The 18,685-nt window shown below is 63.4% G+C and carries 9 protein-coding genes; 4 read left to right on the top strand and 5 right to left on the bottom strand.

Annotated elements, in window-relative coordinates; genetic code table 11:
* Positions 1–212: 212 nt before the first annotated feature.
* Positions 213–482, bottom strand: coding sequence for a hypothetical protein (locus tag MYA_RS17680; RefSeq protein WP_041494062.1), 270 nt, complete (start codon positions 480–482; stop codon positions 213–215).
* Entirely contained in the window at positions 479–10,870 is a 10,392-nt protein-coding gene (locus MYA_RS17675) for a hemagglutinin repeat-containing protein (RefSeq protein WP_014724416.1), read from the bottom strand. The genes MYA_RS17680 and MYA_RS17675 overlap by 4 nt, the downstream gene beginning before the upstream one ends.
* 1,467 nt (positions 10,871–12,337) lie before the next feature.
* On the opposite strand from MYA_RS17675, the gene MYA_RS17665 reads away from it, so the two are divergent.
* The gene (locus MYA_RS17665; RefSeq protein ID WP_011881331.1) at positions 12,338–12,658 is read left to right on the top strand and encodes a DNA-binding protein; all 321 of its coding nucleotides are present in this window, start codon (positions 12,338–12,340) and stop codon (positions 12,656–12,658) included.
* A gap of 370 nt (positions 12,659–13,028) precedes the next feature.
* Entirely contained in the window at positions 13,029–13,349 is a 321-nt protein-coding gene (locus MYA_RS17660) for a DUF1330 domain-containing protein (protein ID WP_014724414.1), read from the top strand.
* Between the two features lie 23 nt (positions 13,350–13,372).
* On the opposite strand, the gene MYA_RS17655 is transcribed toward MYA_RS17660, so the two are convergent.
* Positions 13,373–14,209 carry an NAD-dependent epimerase/dehydratase family protein gene (locus tag MYA_RS17655; RefSeq protein WP_011881329.1) on the bottom strand — a complete coding sequence of 279 codons (837 nt, stop codon included), beginning with the start codon at positions 14,207–14,209 and terminating at the stop codon, positions 13,373–13,375.
* Positions 14,210–14,435: 226 nt separating this feature from the next.
* Here MYA_RS17655 and MYA_RS17650 point away from each other — a divergent pair, with 226 nt between their 5' ends.
* Positions 14,436–15,428: a LacI family DNA-binding transcriptional regulator gene (locus MYA_RS17650; protein ID WP_014724413.1), complete on the top strand. Its 993-nt coding sequence runs from the start codon at positions 14,436–14,438 to the stop codon at positions 15,426–15,428.
* 197 nt (positions 15,429–15,625) lie between these two features.
* Here the strand turns inward: MYA_RS17650 and MYA_RS17645 are convergent, their stop codons facing one another.
* A complete protein-coding gene (locus tag MYA_RS17645) occupies positions 15,626–16,918 on the bottom strand; it encodes an MFS transporter (protein WP_014724412.1) in 1,293 nt (430 codons plus the stop codon).
* A gap of 578 nt (positions 16,919–17,496) precedes the next feature.
* On the opposite strand from MYA_RS17645, the gene MYA_RS17640 reads away from it, so the two are divergent.
* Positions 17,497–18,033, top strand: coding sequence for a methylated-DNA--[protein]-cysteine S-methyltransferase (locus MYA_RS17640; protein WP_014724411.1), 537 nt, complete (start codon positions 17,497–17,499; stop codon positions 18,031–18,033).
* A gap of 34 nt (positions 18,034–18,067) precedes the next feature.
* Here the strand turns inward: MYA_RS17640 and MYA_RS17635 are convergent, their stop codons facing one another.
* Entirely contained in the window at positions 18,068–18,565 is a 498-nt protein-coding gene (locus tag MYA_RS17635) for an Lrp/AsnC family transcriptional regulator (RefSeq protein WP_014724410.1), read from the bottom strand.
* Positions 18,566–18,685: the final 120 nt, after the last annotated feature.

Here is an 18,685-nt window from a genome sequence, read left to right as displayed (position 1 = left end):
GACCTCAATCCCCGAACCCGTGCGTTACTTCGTCCCGCTCAAACCCGAGCCGCAGAGCCCGCGCTGCGTACCCTACTGTTGAAATGGCAGGCCGTCACCAGTGGAAGATGTTTTTCAGCACCACGTAGGCAATGAATCCCATCCCTACTGCGAAGCACGTCCACCAGATGATTTTTTGCACCCGTGTTTTTGCCACGGATTGATCGCTGCTGTCAGGACTTGTCCTGCTCATCGCCCTTCACTTCGTAGCTTTTGCGCGCCTTCTTGTAACTGTTGTCGAAGGGCTTGATGTGCAGAAGTTTTGCGCGACTCGTCATACCCCCCACAAGTGCAATTGCGAATCCAACAAGCAGGAGAGTGCGGGCCCAAACAACGGGAAGGTCAAGCCCAATTGGGATTGCAGCAAAACCAATTCCCGTAAGGATAAGGAGGAGACGCACCCACGAAGTAAGGTTACCGTCTTCGATGAATCTGATCTTCATTGATTTTTCCCTGTGGCGTTCCCACCTATTGCCTTGTTCGCGCGGTCTTGAACCCAGGTTGCTGTGCCACTGGTATTCACTTGATTTGTTAGCTCGTTAATTGCCGGCGTAAGCCCCGGAAGTTTACTCGATGCGAAATTACCTATAATTGCCGTGAAGCCATTGAACACGTATTGCGCCGAATTTGGTTGCGCGATCTGCTGAATAATGTCCGCTACTATGCCCGTCGCGGTACTACCAATGGCGATTGAATCTAGCACGGGGGCATATGGCGTTGGAAGGCTTGCCCCCGCTGCCGCAGCCGAGCCTATCCGGCCCGCATTGGTCGAAACCATACCTGAAGTATCGGCTACCGTCTGTCGCACAAAGTCACCATCCGACTTGTCGAACTTCGTAAATGGGCCCGTGATATTGGTTGATCCACCGCCGCTCGGAAGGGCATACGTGAACGGACTCGGCACCTGCCCCGGTGAAACGCTGTTGTAGTTAGCCAGAATATAGCTCTGCAATTGCGGATCAGGTCGCGCAGTAATCTGCGTCAGAATCGGTTTCCCGTCAGCCGTGGTGCCACCCGAAATCCACCGAGCCCCGGAGTCTGTCGGCATCTGGCCGACCAGCGTTGCCGGTGCGCCCGATTCGCTCGCCCCGTTGCCGCTGACGCCCATGATTCGCATCTGGTCTTCGATCTGTGCTTGCGTATATTTTCCGCCGCTCTTGTCGGCAAGCAACTTCGCCAGCGTCTTTTCCTGCGGATGCAACTGCCGATTGTACAGATCGGCATTCAATGCTCCACCCGCACCGCTCATGGCACCAGCAGAACCACCCACCGCTCCTCCCACCGCCGCACCGGCCAACCCCGCCACTGCATTGGCCAGCAATTTTCCACCGATCAAATCGTCGAGCGTATTGCTTACGGCATTGCTCACAAGGTCGCCGGCAATGGTGCCACCAACCGCACCCGCCACGTTACCGCCGCCCATCGCTGCACCAACACCGGAGACGACCGCATGCGCGCCAATGCGTAATGCACCATCGTTACCCCACAAGGCCAGTTGTTGCTGCGCGGCAGTAAGGTCGGCCTTTGCTTGCGCCATGCCAGCTTCGTCGTTGGCCGCCTTGGCCGTGTCATAAGCCTTCTGTGCAGCATCCGCGTTTGCCGAAGCTCGCTTCGCCAACGCATTCGCCACATCCCCCACCACCTGCATCCCGACCTGACCAACACCCTGCTGGACCGCCAGATCGTTCTGCACGTTCTGCGCATTGAACGTGTTCTGTACCGCACCATTCGCATTCGCCGTATCACGGCTCAAACCGACGGTGCTGTCGTGCCCGGTACCCGCGTCGCCCCGCACCGTGATCGCGCCCGGACTCACCGCCGCATACGTCGTCCCCGACGCGTCGCTGCTCGTGCCCGCCGCCGAGAATCCGCTCGGTCCCAAACCTTGCGAGTTCTGCGGCCCAGGCAACTTGTTCGCGATCGAGGTGACCGGTGTCTTCAACATGGCTCCGCCCGGCCCGCTCCAACCAAAACCGCCACTCGCACTGAAGCCGACCGTATCGCCCGAATAGCTCGCGTGATTTTCCAGATTCGTGAAGCCCAGCGTCTGGGTCGACAAACTGTTCTTGTCCGGCGTCGCCGTGCTCGCGATCACACCGCCGTCAAGCTGCGTATGGTTTCCGACATTCACGTCGTACCCGCCCGTGCCTGCATAGATCCCGCTTTGCTGGTTCACCGACTGGTAGTTCGCGTTGATGTTCTGCTGGCTCGCGCTCGCGCTACCGCTAACGGTCTGGCCGTAGCAGAACGGTGGCACGCAAATGCTTGCCTGGAATCCAGCGCTCGACTGCTTACTGTCGTACGTGGCGGTGTCCTGTTGGCTCGCGATATTGAGGTCGCGCCCAATACTCGCATTGACCGCATCGCCCGAGACCTCCGCGCCACGCAAATTCGTATCCCGCCCGCTCGTCATCGACAACGTATCGCCCGCGGTAATTTGCGTGTCACGATTGGTCACGCCTTGGCCATTCGCATGGCCTTTGGATGCATTCGCGGCCAATTCCAGCGTGAAGCCGTTCTGCTGTCCTCCGATACCCAGCCCGACACCGACGCTACCGCCGCTGCTACTGTTGTGGCTCGCAAGTTGGTTCGTGTCCTGGGCGCTTTGGAGATTGATGTCGCGCGCCGCATTCAGTGTCACGTTCTGCCCGGAAATCTGCGTACCGCGCGCGTTGATGTCGCCATCCGTAGCAAAGCCACTCGCGTCCTTCTTACCGCTGCCGGTCGCGATCAGGTTCACGTTGCCGCCCGCGTGCAGCGTGCTGCCGTCGTTCGACAGGGAACTGCTCTGCGAGTCACTATGGCTCGAGCCGCCTCCGATGCTCACCGTGGCCTTGATCAACGGTTGACTCGTCGGCCCCTTGCTCAACGCCGTACCAACTTGATACGCGTTGTACGCCGCAAGTCCGGCCTGTGCCTTGTCCAGCGCCGCCAACCGCGAATCGCCCCCGCGCGCGGGCTGCGCAAATGCTTGATTGGCTTGCGCGACGGCGTTCCCGATCGCACCGCCAAGCGCCACGCTCACGCCGAACTGACTGGAATCCTGACTCATCCGGCTCTGTGTCGCGTCCGTACCCGGATCGAGATTCAGGTTCTTGCCGATCAGCGTCAGATCCTTACCCGCGCTCAAATCGGAACCGGCGACCGTGATGTCCTGCTTCGCATCGAGCGTCACGTTGCCGTTGCCGCTGACGATCTGGCTGCGCATCGTGCTTTGGGTCTGCGAAGCCGTGTCCTGGACACTATGGTTCTTCGCCACACCGACGCTAAAACCGGTAGCCGTGCCGTTACTGCCCAGACTGCCGATCTGCTGACTGCTCGATTCCTGGTGGCTCGTACTCGTGTCAAGCCCGGCCAGCACGTTGATTGCGCCCTGTGTGGCGACGAGATCGACGCCCTGCGTTCCACTGATGCCCGAGCCGACGACGTTGATGTCGCCCGTCTTGCTCTTGATGACGACGCTATTACCCGTGACCGATGCCGCCGTTTGCTGCGTCATCGTCTGGCTGCCGTCCGAATTGCTCCGGCTCGCATTGTACGGCGACGGGCTGTTGCCACCCGTGTTCGCCGTGCCACCCACCCAGCGCCCCAAATCGCCCAGGCTCGGCGATGCCGCTTGAACGCCCCATGACGAACCGGACGATTGTGTCGACTGCTGCAAGTGATCAGTCGATGCCTGCAAGTTGACGTTACGGTTCGCATCCAGCGTCGCCGTGCCGCCCGCGCTGATTGCCGAGCCGATCACGGAAATATCGCCATCCACGATGTTGCCGTTCGCGTCCTTCTGCGCGCCGCCAGTCGCTTTCACGGTCACGTTTCCACCACCGCGAACCGTGCTTCCCAAGTTCGTCAAACTCGACATATCGGTCGTAGAGCTGCTACGGCTCTGTCCGTACGACACGGAGATCCCCGGCACGTCTGCCGCGCTTGCGCCGATCTCGTTGCCCACTGCTTGGCCGCGCTGGAAGGCGTTACCCGACGACGCATTCGCCTTCAGGTTGCGTACCGTATCGTACGGCGTACCGGTCACGGCAACGGTCAGGCCACTCGAATGCGCTTCGCGTTGATCGTGCGATTGCGCCACATCCTGCCCTGGATCAATCGTCACGTTCTGCCCGGTGATACTGATATTGCCCGTGTTTCCGTCGACGTCGCCCGCCGCCTTGCCTGCCACGAAATCGCTGCCGCTGATATGGACGTCCTTCCCGCCCGATACGGTCACGTTGCCTTCAACGCTGCCGACCGTACTGCGCGACTGGCTCTGCGTCGTCGAAGCCGCGTTATACCGGTCGCTCTGTTCGCTCGATCCGATCGTAATGCCAAGTCCACCCGAGCCAGACAAGCCCGAATGCTTCTCTTGGTGATACTCGTTGTCCTGATACGTGTCGGTCGCCGCCGTGATGTTGACGTTGTTTTTAGCGGACAGCGCCACGTCGTGCGTCCCGACAATGGCGCTACCGGTGACGTTGATGTCTTTCCCGCTGACGACCGTTACGCCGTCAGCCGAAATCGCGCTGCCATTGGCATACGTGGTGGTCTGGTCGACGCGGTTTGTCGCGCTCGCATGACTTGCAACGCCGCTGTGGTCGTGCGATTCGTTCATGTTCGACACGTGCGTTTCGGTCGCCGCGCCGACGTTCACGTTGCCGACCGCCATCAGGCCCACGTTGCCCTGGTCAAGCAAGATCGTGCTTCCGATGACGCTGATGTCCTTGCCCGAAGCAACGCTCAAGGTATTGCCGCTATGCACCGTCGTGCCAACGACGGTCTGGTCGGACGTGTGCAACGTTTCCGAATAGCTGCCGTGGTGATCGCTACCCGAACTGTTGCTGTCGACCGTCGACGTAGCGCTCGCAGCGCCGAGCGTGATATTGCCCTTGGCCGCGATCGTTCCGCCGTTGCCCAGGTTGATTTGCGCGCCGCTCGCGGTCAGATCCCCATTCACTCCGATCATCGACACGCCGCCGACATTCACAGCGCTACCAACCACGCCATTGATGTCGGTATTCGATACGCCATTCGCGCGCTGCACGATCTTGTGCTCGCCGACTTGCTGCGTACCGAGGTCGTAGTTTCCCCCAATCAGCATGCCGAGATTGCCGCCGACCGTCAGCGCGCCCGCATGCTGCTCGACATTGCCACCTGTCATGATTCCCGCATCGCCCTTGACGTCGAGCTGAGCAATCGGCCCGAGCGTCGTCGTCACACTCGTTGCGCCATCGCGACTCACCCGGGTGTCGCTTTTCACGGCGGAATCGAGAATCAGGTCGCCACCGGCATTCAGATACAGGCTTCCGGCCTTGACCTTCGCCGACGTCAAATCGACATTGCCAGTCGTCGTCAACGACATGAGCCCACCACTCTGCAACGCGCCGAACGCGTTATCGATCTGCTTGCCCTGAATCGACAGCGTGTTGTCCGCCTTCACCGTCCCGCTGTTCGTGAAGTTCTGCGCGTCCTTCAGATCGATGTCCGTCGCGGTAATCAGCGGGCCGTTGACGTTCTGCTGGTTCGCCTGCGCGAGGTACACGACCGGCACGAGCACCGATTGGCCGTCGACCACGCGCGTTTCCATCATGATGACGTTGCCGGTCAGCTTCGACACCTGATCGGCCGACAGGCTCGCGCCGATCGGCAGGTTGAGCTGCTTGTCCAGCGATGCACCCGCCGCCATCAACGATTCGTACATCGCCTGCAGATCCGTGTACGGACCGAGCACAGCCCTGCCGGTCAATGAGGTCACTTGGTTACGTACCAGCTGCTGCTCGTAGAATCCATCACCCAGACGCTTCGGAATATGCGTGAGGTCGACGCCGATCTGACTGAAGAAGTAGTCGCTGGAGATGAAGCGCTTCTGGTTCGTGAATGCCGGGTTCGTCTCGATCGCATAGCTCGCGTTCGGCGACGGATTCGGTCTGTACAGACCGCCCTGCGGGATCGTCAGATTGTTCAGGACGTTCTGCGCCGTCGCGCTGGCGATGACCGGCGAGACCGTGATCACCCCACCATGCACGGCCGAAGCGCCCGACTTCGTGCCGCTCGCGCTTCCGCTCAGCCCACCAATCATCAGACCGGGGACGGATTGACCGGGCAGCAGACCGAGCGACGGAATCGACGCGTTTGCGGCCGTGTTATTGATGCTGACACCCGTGCCGGAGATCGTGCCGTTCGAACCCAACGTCGAATCGTAGCTCGGCAGACTGTAGGTCTTGACGTCCGCTGGCGCGACTTGGGTATAGCCGCCCGGACGGCTCGTCACGAACGGGGCGTTGCCGAACGGCAATTGCCAGTTGTATTCGCTGCTGTCGTAGTTGTTGTAGTGGTACTGGCCCGAGTACGTCACCGTCACGGTCGGCGCCTGCTGGCCCGTCGCCGCCCAACCGTTGCCGTCATAGTTTTGCGGCAAGTCGAGGTTGCCAACGGCCGTGATGCTGCTCCAGTAGTTTTGCAGGGTACCGGTCGATGTTGCATTGAGACTGCCGCCCGACACGATTTGCGCAGTCGGGCTCAATGCCGTGACCGTGTTCGCCACAGCCGTTCCAGTATAGGTCGTGTAGAAGTACCCGCTGTTCCACTGGCCGCCGTGAGGCGGCTCAATGTACATGCCGCCCGGCTGTTTGATCAACGCGGCCGTTTCGGCCGGTGTGATGTTGTCGGACCGGAGACCGGCGATCATCTGTCCCCCTCCCGCGCAATTCACCGCGAAGTACGATGCGCAACCTGACAGGCTAATGCCGTATTGCGCGAGGGCCGCCGGATCGACGTTACTCGTGCTTCCCGAGGTGCTCATCACACGACGCGTGCTCGTCACCTTATCGGCGTGCAACTCCATATCGCCGCCGGACTGGATCAACGCCGACGAGTTGTTGACGAGTGCCGCATTCGTGTAATTGCCGCTCGCGTCCTTACCACCCGCGAGTACGACCTTACCCATCCCGAAAATCGCCGTCGTCGGCATCGAATCCGTCGCCGTCGTGTCGTCACGGTTTTCGATATCGTGCGCGAGAATTTCAAGCGTGCCGTTGCTATCCGATGCACCAATCAAGGCCGTCGGCCCGACGTTCGACACCGTGCCCGTTGCGTTGAGCGAGACGCTGCCGCCCACCAGCGACCCGGTATTGGTGAGGTTGCCCGATTGCGTATGCAGCAAACCGCCGGCTGACAGTGCACCGGAGTTGACGATGTTGCCGGCATTGACGCTCAGATCGTTGACCGACTGCACGTTGCCGCTGTTGTCGAACGTACCGGGCAACGCAAACGCAAGATCATGGCCGACGTTGAACTGATAGTCGGGCGTCACCGAGAAATCGCCCTGCAAATTGACGCTCGCATCGTGGGCCGCGCTATAGGTACCGCCACCTTGCAGCGTCGGCGCTGTCACCGTCAGGTCGTGCGTCGAACTGATCTGCCCGTTCGTGTTCGTGATCGCGCCGCTGGTCGTCACGGCCACATCGCCGCTCGAATTCGCGACGTTACCAATCTGCCCGCCGCTGTTGTCCAAGGTCGTCCCCTGAACATGCAGCGAGGCGCCGCTCAGCTGGCCACCTTGCGTGTTGGAAATCGACGCAGCGTTCACCATCACGTCACCGTTACCGGTGATCGCACCCATCCCCGACACACCACCGGCGTTGCTGTTGGTGATCTGACTGCCGCCCTGCACGGTCATTTGGCCGGCGCCAAGGTCGGCGATCGACCCGTCGGCGTTGTCGATCGACGCGGACTGGATGCGCAGCGTGCTCGTGTCGCCTGCCACGGTCTGGCCGGCCTGAATATGCCCGCCCTGGTTCACCAGCGCGCCGCCGTTCGTCAACGACAAGGACGTTCCTGCGCGCACCAGGCCTTGCGCGTTGTTCACGTCGCCCGCGATCGTCGCGGCGATGTCGCCCTGTGCCGCGAAGATGCCGCTCGTATTGTCCCAGCCGCTCGCGCCGACGACTGCATTGCCCTTGGTGACAACGGTGCCGCCCGCGTTGTTCACTGCACCTGCACCGCTGCCTGGTTCAATCGTCAGCGTACCCGCGCCGGCATGCGTAATCGTTCCGCCAGCGTTGTTCAATTGCGCGGGAGCGAGCGTCAGGTCCGTACTGTTCGTCTGGATCACACCGCCAGCGGAATTGTCGAGCGTGCCGCTCACATTGACGCCCATCGCCGACGACCCATACTGCGTGATCGTGCCGCCGTGGTTCGTCAGATTCGGCGTGCTCAGTGCGAGCTGATTGGCTGTGAGCTGTCCACCGCTATTGTCGAGCGTCGAATCGGCTGTGACCGACAGATTCGGGGCAACGATCGCGCCGCCCTGATTCGTCATCGAACCCGTGTGAATCGTCGCATTCGTGCTCGCGCCGATTTGGCCGCCATCGTTCGTCAACGTGCCGCTCGTCGAGCCGAGCTCCGTGTTGGACAGCAGCTTGCCGTTGGTATTGTTCAGCGTGCCGCCAACCACCGCGATCAGCCCGCTTTGCGCGTTGATGGAACCCGAGGTGTTGTTCAGCGAGCCGCTTTGCGCCGCGATATGTCCATTGCTGGCAATCGCGCCGCCGACGTTCGACACCGAACCCGCACCGTTGCCCAACGTCAGCGTACCCGTGCCGGCGTGGACGATCGTGCCACCATCGTTGACCAGCGCAGCAGGGGCCAGCGTGACGTCCGTGCTGTTCGTCTGGAGCGTGCCGCCACTCGAATTGTCGAGCGTGCCCGATACATTGACGGCCATCGTGCCGGTGCCGATCTGCGTGATCGTGCCGCCGCGATTGACGAGACTGGTACCGGTCAACGCGACCTGTTGGGCTTGCACGGTGCCTGAGCTGTTGTCGAGCGTAGTGCCGTTCAACGCGGCGGTTTGGCCCATGAGCGTGCCGCCACTGTTGGCCAGGTGCGCAGCGGCGTCGACCGCGACGTTCTGCGCGGCCTGCAAGGACCCGCTGCTGTTGTCGATCGACTGACCGGCCACGTGCAGATTCGTATTGGACGTGATCGTCGCGTGGTTGGCGATCGTCCCGCCTTGCACCGTCACGTCGCCATTGCCGCCGATCACGCCACCTTGCGCGCCGGCCGCCGTCGTACCTGCCGCATTCGTGAGTTGGCCCGTCGCGGTCAACACCATCCCGTCGCTATTGAGCGACGTAATGCGGCCGGCCGTATTGTCGATCGTGATTGCATCGACCGTGGCACGACCAGCGCTCTGGACCGTACCTTGGTTGTTCGCGACCGTGCTGCCACGCAGCGCCATCGTGCTCTGCGAAACGAATACGCCGGACTGGTTCGCGATCTGGTCGGCGGCCGTCACCGACAGCGGCCCTTGCGACGACACTGCGCCGTTCCGGTTCGACACGTCGTTGCCCGTCAGGCTCGTTGCACCGCCACTCGTCAGATTGCCTCGATCATTGATGACCGTGCCTGCGGCATTCGCCGTGATGGCCCCTTGGGCGCTGGTCGTCGCGTTCGTGAAGTTGACGTCGCCGACCGTGGCCGTGAGCGACAGATCGCCGTTCGCGGCCGTCGTGCTGCCCGCGAGGTTTACGCCGGAGCCTTTCGCGCTCACGTTGCCGCCCGCAACGTTCTTGCCGGTCGCATCGAGCTGGCCCGTCGTCGCGAGTTGCAGGTCGCCGGTTTGCGTCACGGAACCGTCGCTGTTCACGCCTGCGCCGAGCAACCCGGTCGAATTCAGCGAGCCCGCGGTCACGCCGACGTGATGTTGCGCAGCCAGCGTACCGGTATTGACGACGTCCGCACCGGTATTCACCGACACCGACTGCTGGCCGTAGGTGGTGCCGCTGTTCTCGACTCCGCCTGCAGCAGAAATGGCGGCGTTCCCGGCCGACGAAACCTTGCCCGACTGAATCAGCCGTCCGTCGGTAGTCAACGTCAGCCCCATCGCGTCCGCCGCGATCGTCCCGGCGTTTCGGACTCCGACGCCGCCCTCGGTGCCGACCAACAGGATGCGATTGCTGTACATGCCGCCCAATTGCGCAACGTCGATCGCAACCGCAGGCGCCGCACCATCGCCCTGAATGCGGGTCGCCTCCAGGGTGTCGTGATTGACCCGATTCGCACCGGCGATCACGTTCAGGTTCGTCGCATAGATGGCGGCGTTCGCCTGTACGGCTCTGGAAATGAGGTCGACCTGATCCACGTTGGTGGCATTCAGGCCCGCGCCCTGTACCGCGATGAGGCCGCGCGTCACGCTGAAACCCGCCAGTGATCCGTCCGGATTCAGGTTCGGCGTGCCGGTGGTCAGGATTGCACGCGAGGTATTGATGAAGCCGCCACCATCCACGACCAGTCCCGACGGATTGGAAATGATCATCTCCGCACGCTGGCCGGCGATCTCGACGAAACCCCTCAGTTGCGACGGGTTCGGGCTGTTGACCTGATTGATGATGATCCTGGCCGAACCGTTCGGGCCGAGATTCGGGTTGCCGTTGATGTACCCGGCCTGCTGCGTATTCGTCAGCGTAGGCGAGTTGTTGACGATCACGCCGGGTTTGGGCACATCGAACTGCGAATAGGTATTCAACGACACGCCCGCACCGGACGGCTTCGTGATGTTGACCTGTTGGAGACCGTTTTGCGTCTGGATGACCGACGGCGCGTTCGCGCCCGCGCCCACGACCTGCGCATTTGCCCACATCGGCGTGATCCCGGCCGCGACCAGCACCGCGAATGCAGCATGGCGCAAGGCAAAGCTCGCCGACGCGCTCGCCACGCGATCGCCAACGGCGCGCGACGCTTCACCCTTGGTGACTTTCCCCGTCGCGTGAGCCGTTTCCTCGACTGCAACGAGCATGCTGCGCACGCGGCTGAATACCAGACGATATTGGTTCTTGTTCATGGATACGGCAAACGCTTTTAGACGTCGAGAAAATCGATCGGGAAGCCCCCACGAGTACAGAGACGCTCTCCGATTTCGAAGGCAACGCTGTCTGAGTTTGTCTGCACGACGAAACGTGTGATCGCGATCGAATGGCGGCTCCTCTCGCCCAAATCTATCGAAAGGTCCGCATTCACAGTGTCAGAGATTGCAAGTCATCGACTAATAAATTGCACGCCGCCGCGCGCGTGATCGTCGACAGCGTGGAAGATGCCGTGCGGGACGCACCATATCGACCGCCTTCCGCTCGAAACGCGGATGCGGAATTGACATTCCGAAATATTTTTATAATCGACCAGCGATTGATATAAATCCGTATCGAGTGGCCGGCACTCACCACTGACTCAACCTGAATCGTCACCCGATCCGACTCAACGGAATATTTTCAATGGTCGCTCACTCGTACAACGTTACTCGCGACTAGTCGCGTGACCATTGAATCGCCACCATCTCAAAATAAGCCAATTGACATTTAAAACAACTAGCAAGTCCGATCGCGAATTGCGATGGCCGCTTCAGCTTGCTCTACGACTCGCGTCTCCAATTCGCAACGGCGCATCGATATGAAGAAACCAGGCGTCGCGTGGTGATCGCATGTCGAGTTGGGACGCGTGGCTGATATGCGTGTGCGCGCGGGCAAAGGATTTCCGGTTTCCGGCTGAGGCATACGGCGTCGAGGCATCGCCCGCCGCTGAACGCTACGCGCTCACGACCGTCGAGCGGTTGCAGATGCAGCGCCACAAGATCGGCGCCCGTACGGTCGCTTCCGATCGGAGGTCGCTGCGTTGACGCAGAGGGGAGCCGCCCCGCGCAACATAGTTGGGAAGCGCACCGCATCCCGGCACGGTTGGAGTGCGCGATGACGCAGCCCGCGCTGGTTTACCCCGAGCGCTCGAACGTCGGCCAGAGGTCTGAGGCCCGAAGTTCAACGCATGTCAGACACGAACTCCTGGCAACGGCAGGACGTCTCACCGATGAAACGTCCGGTGCGCGCCGCACGCAATCGCGTGCTTGGACCGACGCCCGTATCGAGTACCCCACGCAACCGCCCCCACCGCGCACACCCCCGCCCGGCGCACCTCCCGCGCACACGCCTCGACACCACCGCGTCCGCGCCCGAAAATGCGACTGGCGTCACCATGGCGTTACGTTACATCGGTGAAGCATTTCATCGGTCCGGACGAGTTTTCCGTGCCGCACGCCACCATACACGACCGTCCGCCGGACGCCGCGACATCCCGCGCGAGCCAGTCCCGACGCGCCACAGCAGCCATCGCGGCGCGCCGCGCGCGACCGGCCGGGCAAGTGGATCGCGTTGCTGGTACGGAACCTGCATTCGTTGCAGCAACAGCCGCGCCGCCGAGCGGCGCATATACGAACCCGGTTCAGGCCAAGCCCGAACGATCCACGCCAGTTGCGAGGCATTTCATGGATACGCTGCCCAACTCGTCCGATACGTCGTTCCAGATCTTTCTCGCGAAGCTGCTCGAACAGCCGCAGCCTGAATGGACCGAAAAGCAGCAGATGGAACTCGAGATGGCCCGCTCGCTGTCGACCGAGATGGTGCGCTACGCCGAGGACATGCGCGGCCGCGCCGACCTCGCGCGCTGCCTCGTGCTGCTGCGCTACGCGAAAGTCCTCGACTTCATGCTGACGTCGCTCGCCGCGCACCGCGACATTCACCCGCAAACGCTGCGCACGCTGTTCCGCCTCGCCAACCTCAAAGTCGACGATGCGTATCCGGTGTGAGCGGTGTGAGCGCACCCGAGCGACACACCGTCGGCGCCATTAGCGCGCCGCCCGCCATCCACTTCCGGTAACGCCGCGCTCAACATCGCGCGGCGATCTGCTGCCCCACCAGCGGCTGCACCACCCGCGCTGCCCGCGACCATCGTCGCCAGCGGCCCACTCCGCGCCCGAGCCGGCGTCGCTACCGATGCGCCAGCGCGCGTGAACGCATCATGCGACACGTGCGACACGTGCGACACGAGCGCGTCGAGCCCCGCATCGCATACAGCCGCGCAGATTTGCTTACGTCGCAGGTAATCGACGCGCGTCGCGCGCGTGCCGATCATGGGGTCACCGATCGACGCATCGCATCGACGCCCAGGAGCCCGACATGACCGCCTACGCCATCGCCCACCTGCACGACGTTCAAATGTGCGACGACATCGTCGAATACCTCGAACGCATCGACGGCACGCTTGCGCCGTTCGATGGCTACTTCGCGATACACGGCGCGCGGCCCGACGTACGCGAAGGCGAGTGGCACGGCGATCTGATCGCGATCGCGTTTCCCGATCTCGCCGCCGCGCGCGCGTGGTACGACTGCGACGCTTACCGGCAGATCCAGCCGCTGCGCACGCGGCACGCGAGCGGTTCGCTGATCCTGATCGACGGCGTGGACGCGTCGCACAAGGCGACGGACATCCTGCGCTGAAACCGCCGCGGCCGCCCCGGCGTCTAGTTCGCGCCGCGCTCCAGCGGCTCGCCGACGACGAAGCCGCCACCCTGGTAACGCTGCGCCGGATCGTCGTATTCGGCGCTCGGCGCGGTCACCGGAAACAGCCCGGCGAACTGCGCGGAGCTGTCCTGCGGCCGGAACCCGAGGAAGCCGGCCTTCGTGTTGTCCCACCACTTCACCGGGTTGTCCGACACGCCGTACACGATCGCATGCCCGACGCGGTTCGTCAGCAGCGCGCAGCGCACCAGCTCGATGAAGTCGCGATAGCTGAGGAAGGTCACCAGCATGCGCGGGTTCTTCGGAACCTCGAACGACGAGCCGATCCGCAGGCACACGGTCTCGATCCCGAAGCGGTCGAAGTAGTACCGCGACAGCGCTTCGCCGAAGCACTTCGTCACGCCATAGAGGCTGTCCGGACGCAGCGGCGCGTCGACGTCGAGCACTTCCGTGACCGGATGAAAACCGATCGCATGGTTCGAGCTCGCGAACACGACGCGCTTCACGCCGTGCTTGCGCGCGGCTTCGTACAGGTTGTACGTGCCGGTGATGTTCGCATCGACGAGATCGTCGAACGGCGCATCGACCGAAATTCCGCCGAGGTGGACGATCGCGTCGACGCCGTCGACGAGGTCCATCACCGCCGGCCGATCGGACAGGTCGACGACCCGGGTTTCCTCGTGCTGCGCCGCGTCACCGAGCGCGGCGACGTCGCTCACGCGCACGATGTCGGCCCAGTTCGCGAGCGCGCCGCGCAGCTGGCGACCGAGATTGCCGGCCGCGCCGGTCAGCAGCAGGCGCGCAAACGGCTTGCGGGCGCCGGTGGAAGTGGCGTTCATCGAGTCTCCTTGGATCTGTGCTGAAGGTATGCGGATGCGCCCGACCTCCAATCGCTTGCAACGATTTGGCCGGAAAACGTTTTCCAACTATACGCGGCGGCGAAGGCGAACGTCAACGGTCGGCCACCTTCTCGGCCATCCGCACTTTCCCGATGTCGGCCGATGGCCGGCCGCCTCGGTTTTCTGCCACAATCGCGGACAACGGAACGTAAACGTTACCCTTGCGATGAAAAAAGTTTCCCCGACGATCCGCGACGTGGCGGCCCAGGCCGGCGTGTCGGTTGCGACGGTCTCCAAGTTCGTGAACGGCACGCAGCGCTTCTCACCGACGGTCGAAGCGCGGCTCAAGGAGGCGATCGAGCGCCTCGGCTATCGTTCGAATCCGCTCGCGCGCTCGATGATCACCGGGCGCACACGCACGATCGGCCTCGTGATCCTCGACATCAGCAACCCGTATTTCACGAGCGTCGTCAAAGGCGCGAACCGCGTCGCGCTCCAGCACGACTACACGCTGCTGCTCGTCGATACCGAAGAAAGCCAGGCGCGCGAACGCTCGCTGGTCGAGGCGCTCGCGCAGCGCGTGGACGGCTTGATCGTCAGCACGCGGATGCCCGACGACGAAGCGGGCTGGATGCTCGATCTGCACAAGCCGCTCGTGCTGCTGCGACGCAGCCCCGGCCTGCCGATCCCGAGCGTCGGCATCGACAACCGGCTCGCCACCTACATGCTCGCGCGCCATCTGCTCAACCTGGGCCACACGCGCATCGCGTATCTCGGCTTCGGCACCGCGCGCGTGAACGACGAACGGATCCAGGGCGCGCGCGACTGTCTCGCGGAAGCGGGACTCACGCTCGACGTGCACGACGCGCATGCGCCCACCGCCGAAGCCGGCGAGCGCGCCTGCTCGCGCGTGATGCTCGGGCCGCAGCGCCCGCAGGCGGTGATCTGCTACAACGACCTGATCGCGCTCGGCTTCATAAAGGAGGCCGCGTCGCTCGGTTTCCGGTTGCCGCAGGACGTTTCCGTCGCCGGCATCGACAATGTGCCGTACGGTCAATACGCAGCGCCCGCGCTGACCACCATCGACATCCAGAGCGAAAACATGGGCGAGCTCGCGATGCAGAAGCTGATCGACGCGCTCGCCGGACGCACCGACGCGAGCTATTCGACGTTCGAGCCGCGGTTGATCATGCGGGCATCGACGGCGGCGGTGGGGTGAGTGGCGGGCGGGGTGGGCGGTGGTTGCGGTAGCCTGCGGTTGCAGTTGCTGTCGTAGTCGACATCGCAGTCGCAATCGCAGTCGCAGCCGCCATCCCAAACTCAACCGCCGCAGCCCCGCATCGCTTCGCATGCGCCCCGCCCACCCCAAACGAAAACGCGCCGCGTCCAGCGCGGCGCGTTCGCGTGTCGCGGCGCTTACGCGCCGAGTCGGGCCGGCTTCATCTTCGGCGTGAGCGCGTGCATGATCGCGAGCGCGAGCAGGTACGCCAGCGCGCCGATCGCGAACAGCACCCAGTAGTGGCCCGTGCGCTGCAGCACCTGCCCGATCACTTCCGAGAACAGCACGCCGCCGATCGAACCGGCCATCCCGCCGATGCCCACCACCGACGCGACCGCGCGGCGCGGAAACAGATCGGATGCCGTCGTGAACAGGTTCGCCGACCAGCCCTGGTGCGCGGCCGCGGCGAGCCCGACGATCGTCACCGCGATCCACAGGCTCTGCACCTGCGACACGAACGCGATCGGCAGCACGCAGCACGCGCAGACGAGCATCGCCGTCTTGCGCGCGCCGTTCACGCTCCAGCCCGCGCGCAGCAGCGCCGACGACAGCCAGCCGCCGCCCACGCTGCCCACCGTGGTCAGCGCATAGATGCACACGAGCGGCAGGCCGATGTGCTGCATGTCCATCCCGCGCGACTCGTTCAGCCACTTCGGCAGCCAGAACAGATAGAACCACCACACCGGGTCGGTCAGGAACTTGCCGATCAGGAACGCCCAGGTTTCGCGCTTGCGGATCAGCTCGCCCCAGCGCGGCGCGCCGGCATCCGCGTTGGCCGCGTCGAGTGCTTCCGCTTCGTCGCGCGGCTCGTCGTATTCGGCGGCGAGCGCGTGCGTGTCGGCCGTGCGGTACAGCACCAGCCACACCGCGAGCCACACGATGCCGATCGCGCCGATGATCACGAACGCCGCGCGCCATCCGTAGGCCAGCGCGATCGCCGGGATGATCGCCGGCGCGAACACCGCGCCGATGTTCGCGCCCGAGTTGAAGATGCCGGTCGCGAGCGCGCGTTCGCGGCGCGGAAACCATTCGGCCGTCGTCTTGATCGCGGCCGGGAAGTTGCCGCCCTCGCCGATCCCCAGCAGCGCGCGCACCGCGGCGAAGCCCATCACGGAGCCGACCGCCGCATGCAGCATCGCCGCAATGCTCCACATCAGCATCGCGGCCGCGTACGAGATGCGCGTGCCGAGCCAGTCGACGATGCGCCCGAAGCCCAGCAGGCCGATCGCATAGAACGCGGTGAACGCCATCACGATGCGGCCGTACTGCACCTGGGTCCAGCCGATGTCGTGCTGCAGCATCGGCGCGAGCAGGCCGAGGATCTGCCGGTCCATGTAGTTGATAACGGTCGCGAAGAACAGCAGCGCACAGACGGTCCAGCGGTAGCGGCTGGCGACGGCGCGCACCGCGCCGACAACGGCAGATTGCATGAGTGTCTCCGATGCGCGGTCGCGCCCGTCGCGCCGACTGTCGATACGTAGTCCGTAACCGGCGACGGGCGCCGCGGCGAACCGCAACTGCGCAGGCCTCGCGCAGCCGCTATTTCACCGATGGGTGGAAAACGTTTTTCCAAGCATAGGCCGCCGGTCGGGGCGATGTCAGTCCGGGATTTCGATGAGTCATCTCAAATTCGATCGCGCAAAAAGAGATGACCGTTTCGCAAAGTGCACATCAATCGTTTTCCGCGATGCGTGTGCGGTGAAACGGGGTCGTGACGGAGCCCGTGCGCGCGGATGCGCAAGTCAGCGTTCGGCCGGAAACTGCGCTGCGGATCGTTTAAAGTCATCGGATGTATGCCGATCCCGCTCCGCTGTCTGCTACGACACGATGCCTTCGCGCAATCGCTGCCTCAACGGCGGGTTCGGATGTGCGTATCGTCGCCCTAGGTGGAGCGCCGCATGGTCCGCTGCGTAAACGCGCCGAATGCGTTCGCTGCCGGCGCTGCGGCGCGCAATAGCGTGCATATGCCGCGCTACGCGAGCCAACGCCCTCAAGGAGAAACTTCGCGATGACTCCCGCGCTTCTGATCCCGAGCCCGCTCGGCGACATCGCCGTCCGTATCGAGCACGATGCGCTGACCGGCCTGTTCTTCGTCGGCCAGAAATACTATCCGTCGCTCGCGATCGCCGCGGATGCGCACGCGCACGTCGGCGCTTCATCGCTCGCGCGGCACATCGCCGACGAGGTCGCCGAATACTTCAGCGGCACGCGCCACACCTTCTCCGTACCGATTCAGCTGAACGGCACCGCGTTCCAGCGTGGCGTCTGGCAGCAACTGCTCGCGATCCCGTTCGGCGAACTCGTGTCGTACGGCGACGTCACCGAGCGCCTGGGGTTGCCGATGAGTGCGGCGCGCGCCGTCGGCGGCGCGATCGGCCGCAATCCGGTCGCGATCATGGTGCCGTGCCATCGCGTGATCGGCGCGTCCGGCAGCCTCACCGGCTATGCAGGCGGGATCGAACGCAAGCGCGCGTTGTTGTCGCTCGAAGGCGCGCGCTTCGTGCGCGGTGACCGACACGCGGCGCAGCAGGCGTTCGCGTTCTGAAGGCGTCGGATCGCGTGCGACGCGCCGCCGTGGGTCAATCGTCGCGACGCTTGCGCATTGCGTGCGCGACGCGCGCGTTCGCGTCGAATTTCGCGCGATGCGTCGAGAAGAACGTCCGCACGTTGCGCACGTTCGATGCGCCAGTGAAGAGGCGCCGCGCGAACGCGTCGTATTCGGCGACGTCGGCCAGATCGGCCACCACGATGAAATCCGGCCCCGGCGACACGCGGTAGCACTGCGTGACCGACGGCTCCGCGCACACGTAGGCCTCGAATGCGTCGTAGTCTTCGGCCGTCTGCCGGTCGAGGCTGATCTCGATCAGCGCGGTGACGGCCGTGCCGATCGCGACCGGATCGAGCACCGCGATCTGCCGGCGGATCACGCCGGCCTCCGTCAGCCGCCGCACACGGCGCATGCAGGTCGGCGGCGACGACAGCGCGCGCTCGGCCAGTTGCAGGTTCGACACCGACGCGTCGTCCTGCAGGATCGCGAGAATGCGCAGGTCGAGATCGTCGAGCGTGATGCCGGCCATCGGCAGCTCCTTGCGAGATGGATGTGGAATTTAATTTCACCATCCTACCGCATTGCCGCATCGTTTCAGGATTACGCCAATTTTGAAATTTAATTCCATTTTGCTGCCTCTACTATCGCG

It is taken from the genome of Burkholderia sp. KJ006 (assembly GCF_000262695.1).
Lineage (GTDB): Bacteria > Pseudomonadota > Gammaproteobacteria > Burkholderiales > Burkholderiaceae > Burkholderia > Burkholderia vietnamiensis.
The sequence above is the reverse complement of the archived record's forward strand: the minus strand, read 5'-3'. Positions and strand labels throughout refer to the sequence as shown.

Excerpts from the sequence above, each read along its gene's own strand:
- MYA_RS17680 (WP_041494062.1), bottom strand. The coding sequence starts at position 482 with ATGAAGATCAGATTCATCGAAGACGGTAACCTTACTTCGTGGGTGCGT.
- MYA_RS17675 (WP_014724416.1), bottom strand. The coding sequence starts at position 10,870 with ATGAACAAGAACCAATATCGTCTGGTATTCAGCCGCGTGCGCAGCATG.
- MYA_RS17665 (WP_011881331.1), top strand. The coding sequence starts at position 12,338 with ATGGATACGCTGCCCAACTCGTCCGATACGTCGTTCCAGATCTTTCTC.
- MYA_RS17660 (WP_014724414.1), top strand. The coding sequence starts at position 13,029 with ATGACCGCCTACGCCATCGCCCACCTGCACGACGTTCAAATGTGCGAC.
- MYA_RS17655 (WP_011881329.1), bottom strand. The coding sequence starts at position 14,209 with ATGAACGCCACTTCCACCGGCGCCCGCAAGCCGTTTGCGCGCCTGCTG.
- MYA_RS17650 (WP_014724413.1), top strand. The coding sequence starts at position 14,436 with ATGAAAAAAGTTTCCCCGACGATCCGCGACGTGGCGGCCCAGGCCGGC.
- MYA_RS17645 (WP_014724412.1), bottom strand. The coding sequence starts at position 16,918 with ATGCAATCTGCCGTTGTCGGCGCGGTGCGCGCCGTCGCCAGCCGCTAC.
- MYA_RS17640 (WP_014724411.1), top strand. The coding sequence starts at position 17,497 with ATGACTCCCGCGCTTCTGATCCCGAGCCCGCTCGGCGACATCGCCGTC.
- MYA_RS17635 (WP_014724410.1), bottom strand. The coding sequence starts at position 18,565 with ATGGCCGGCATCACGCTCGACGATCTCGACCTGCGCATTCTCGCGATC.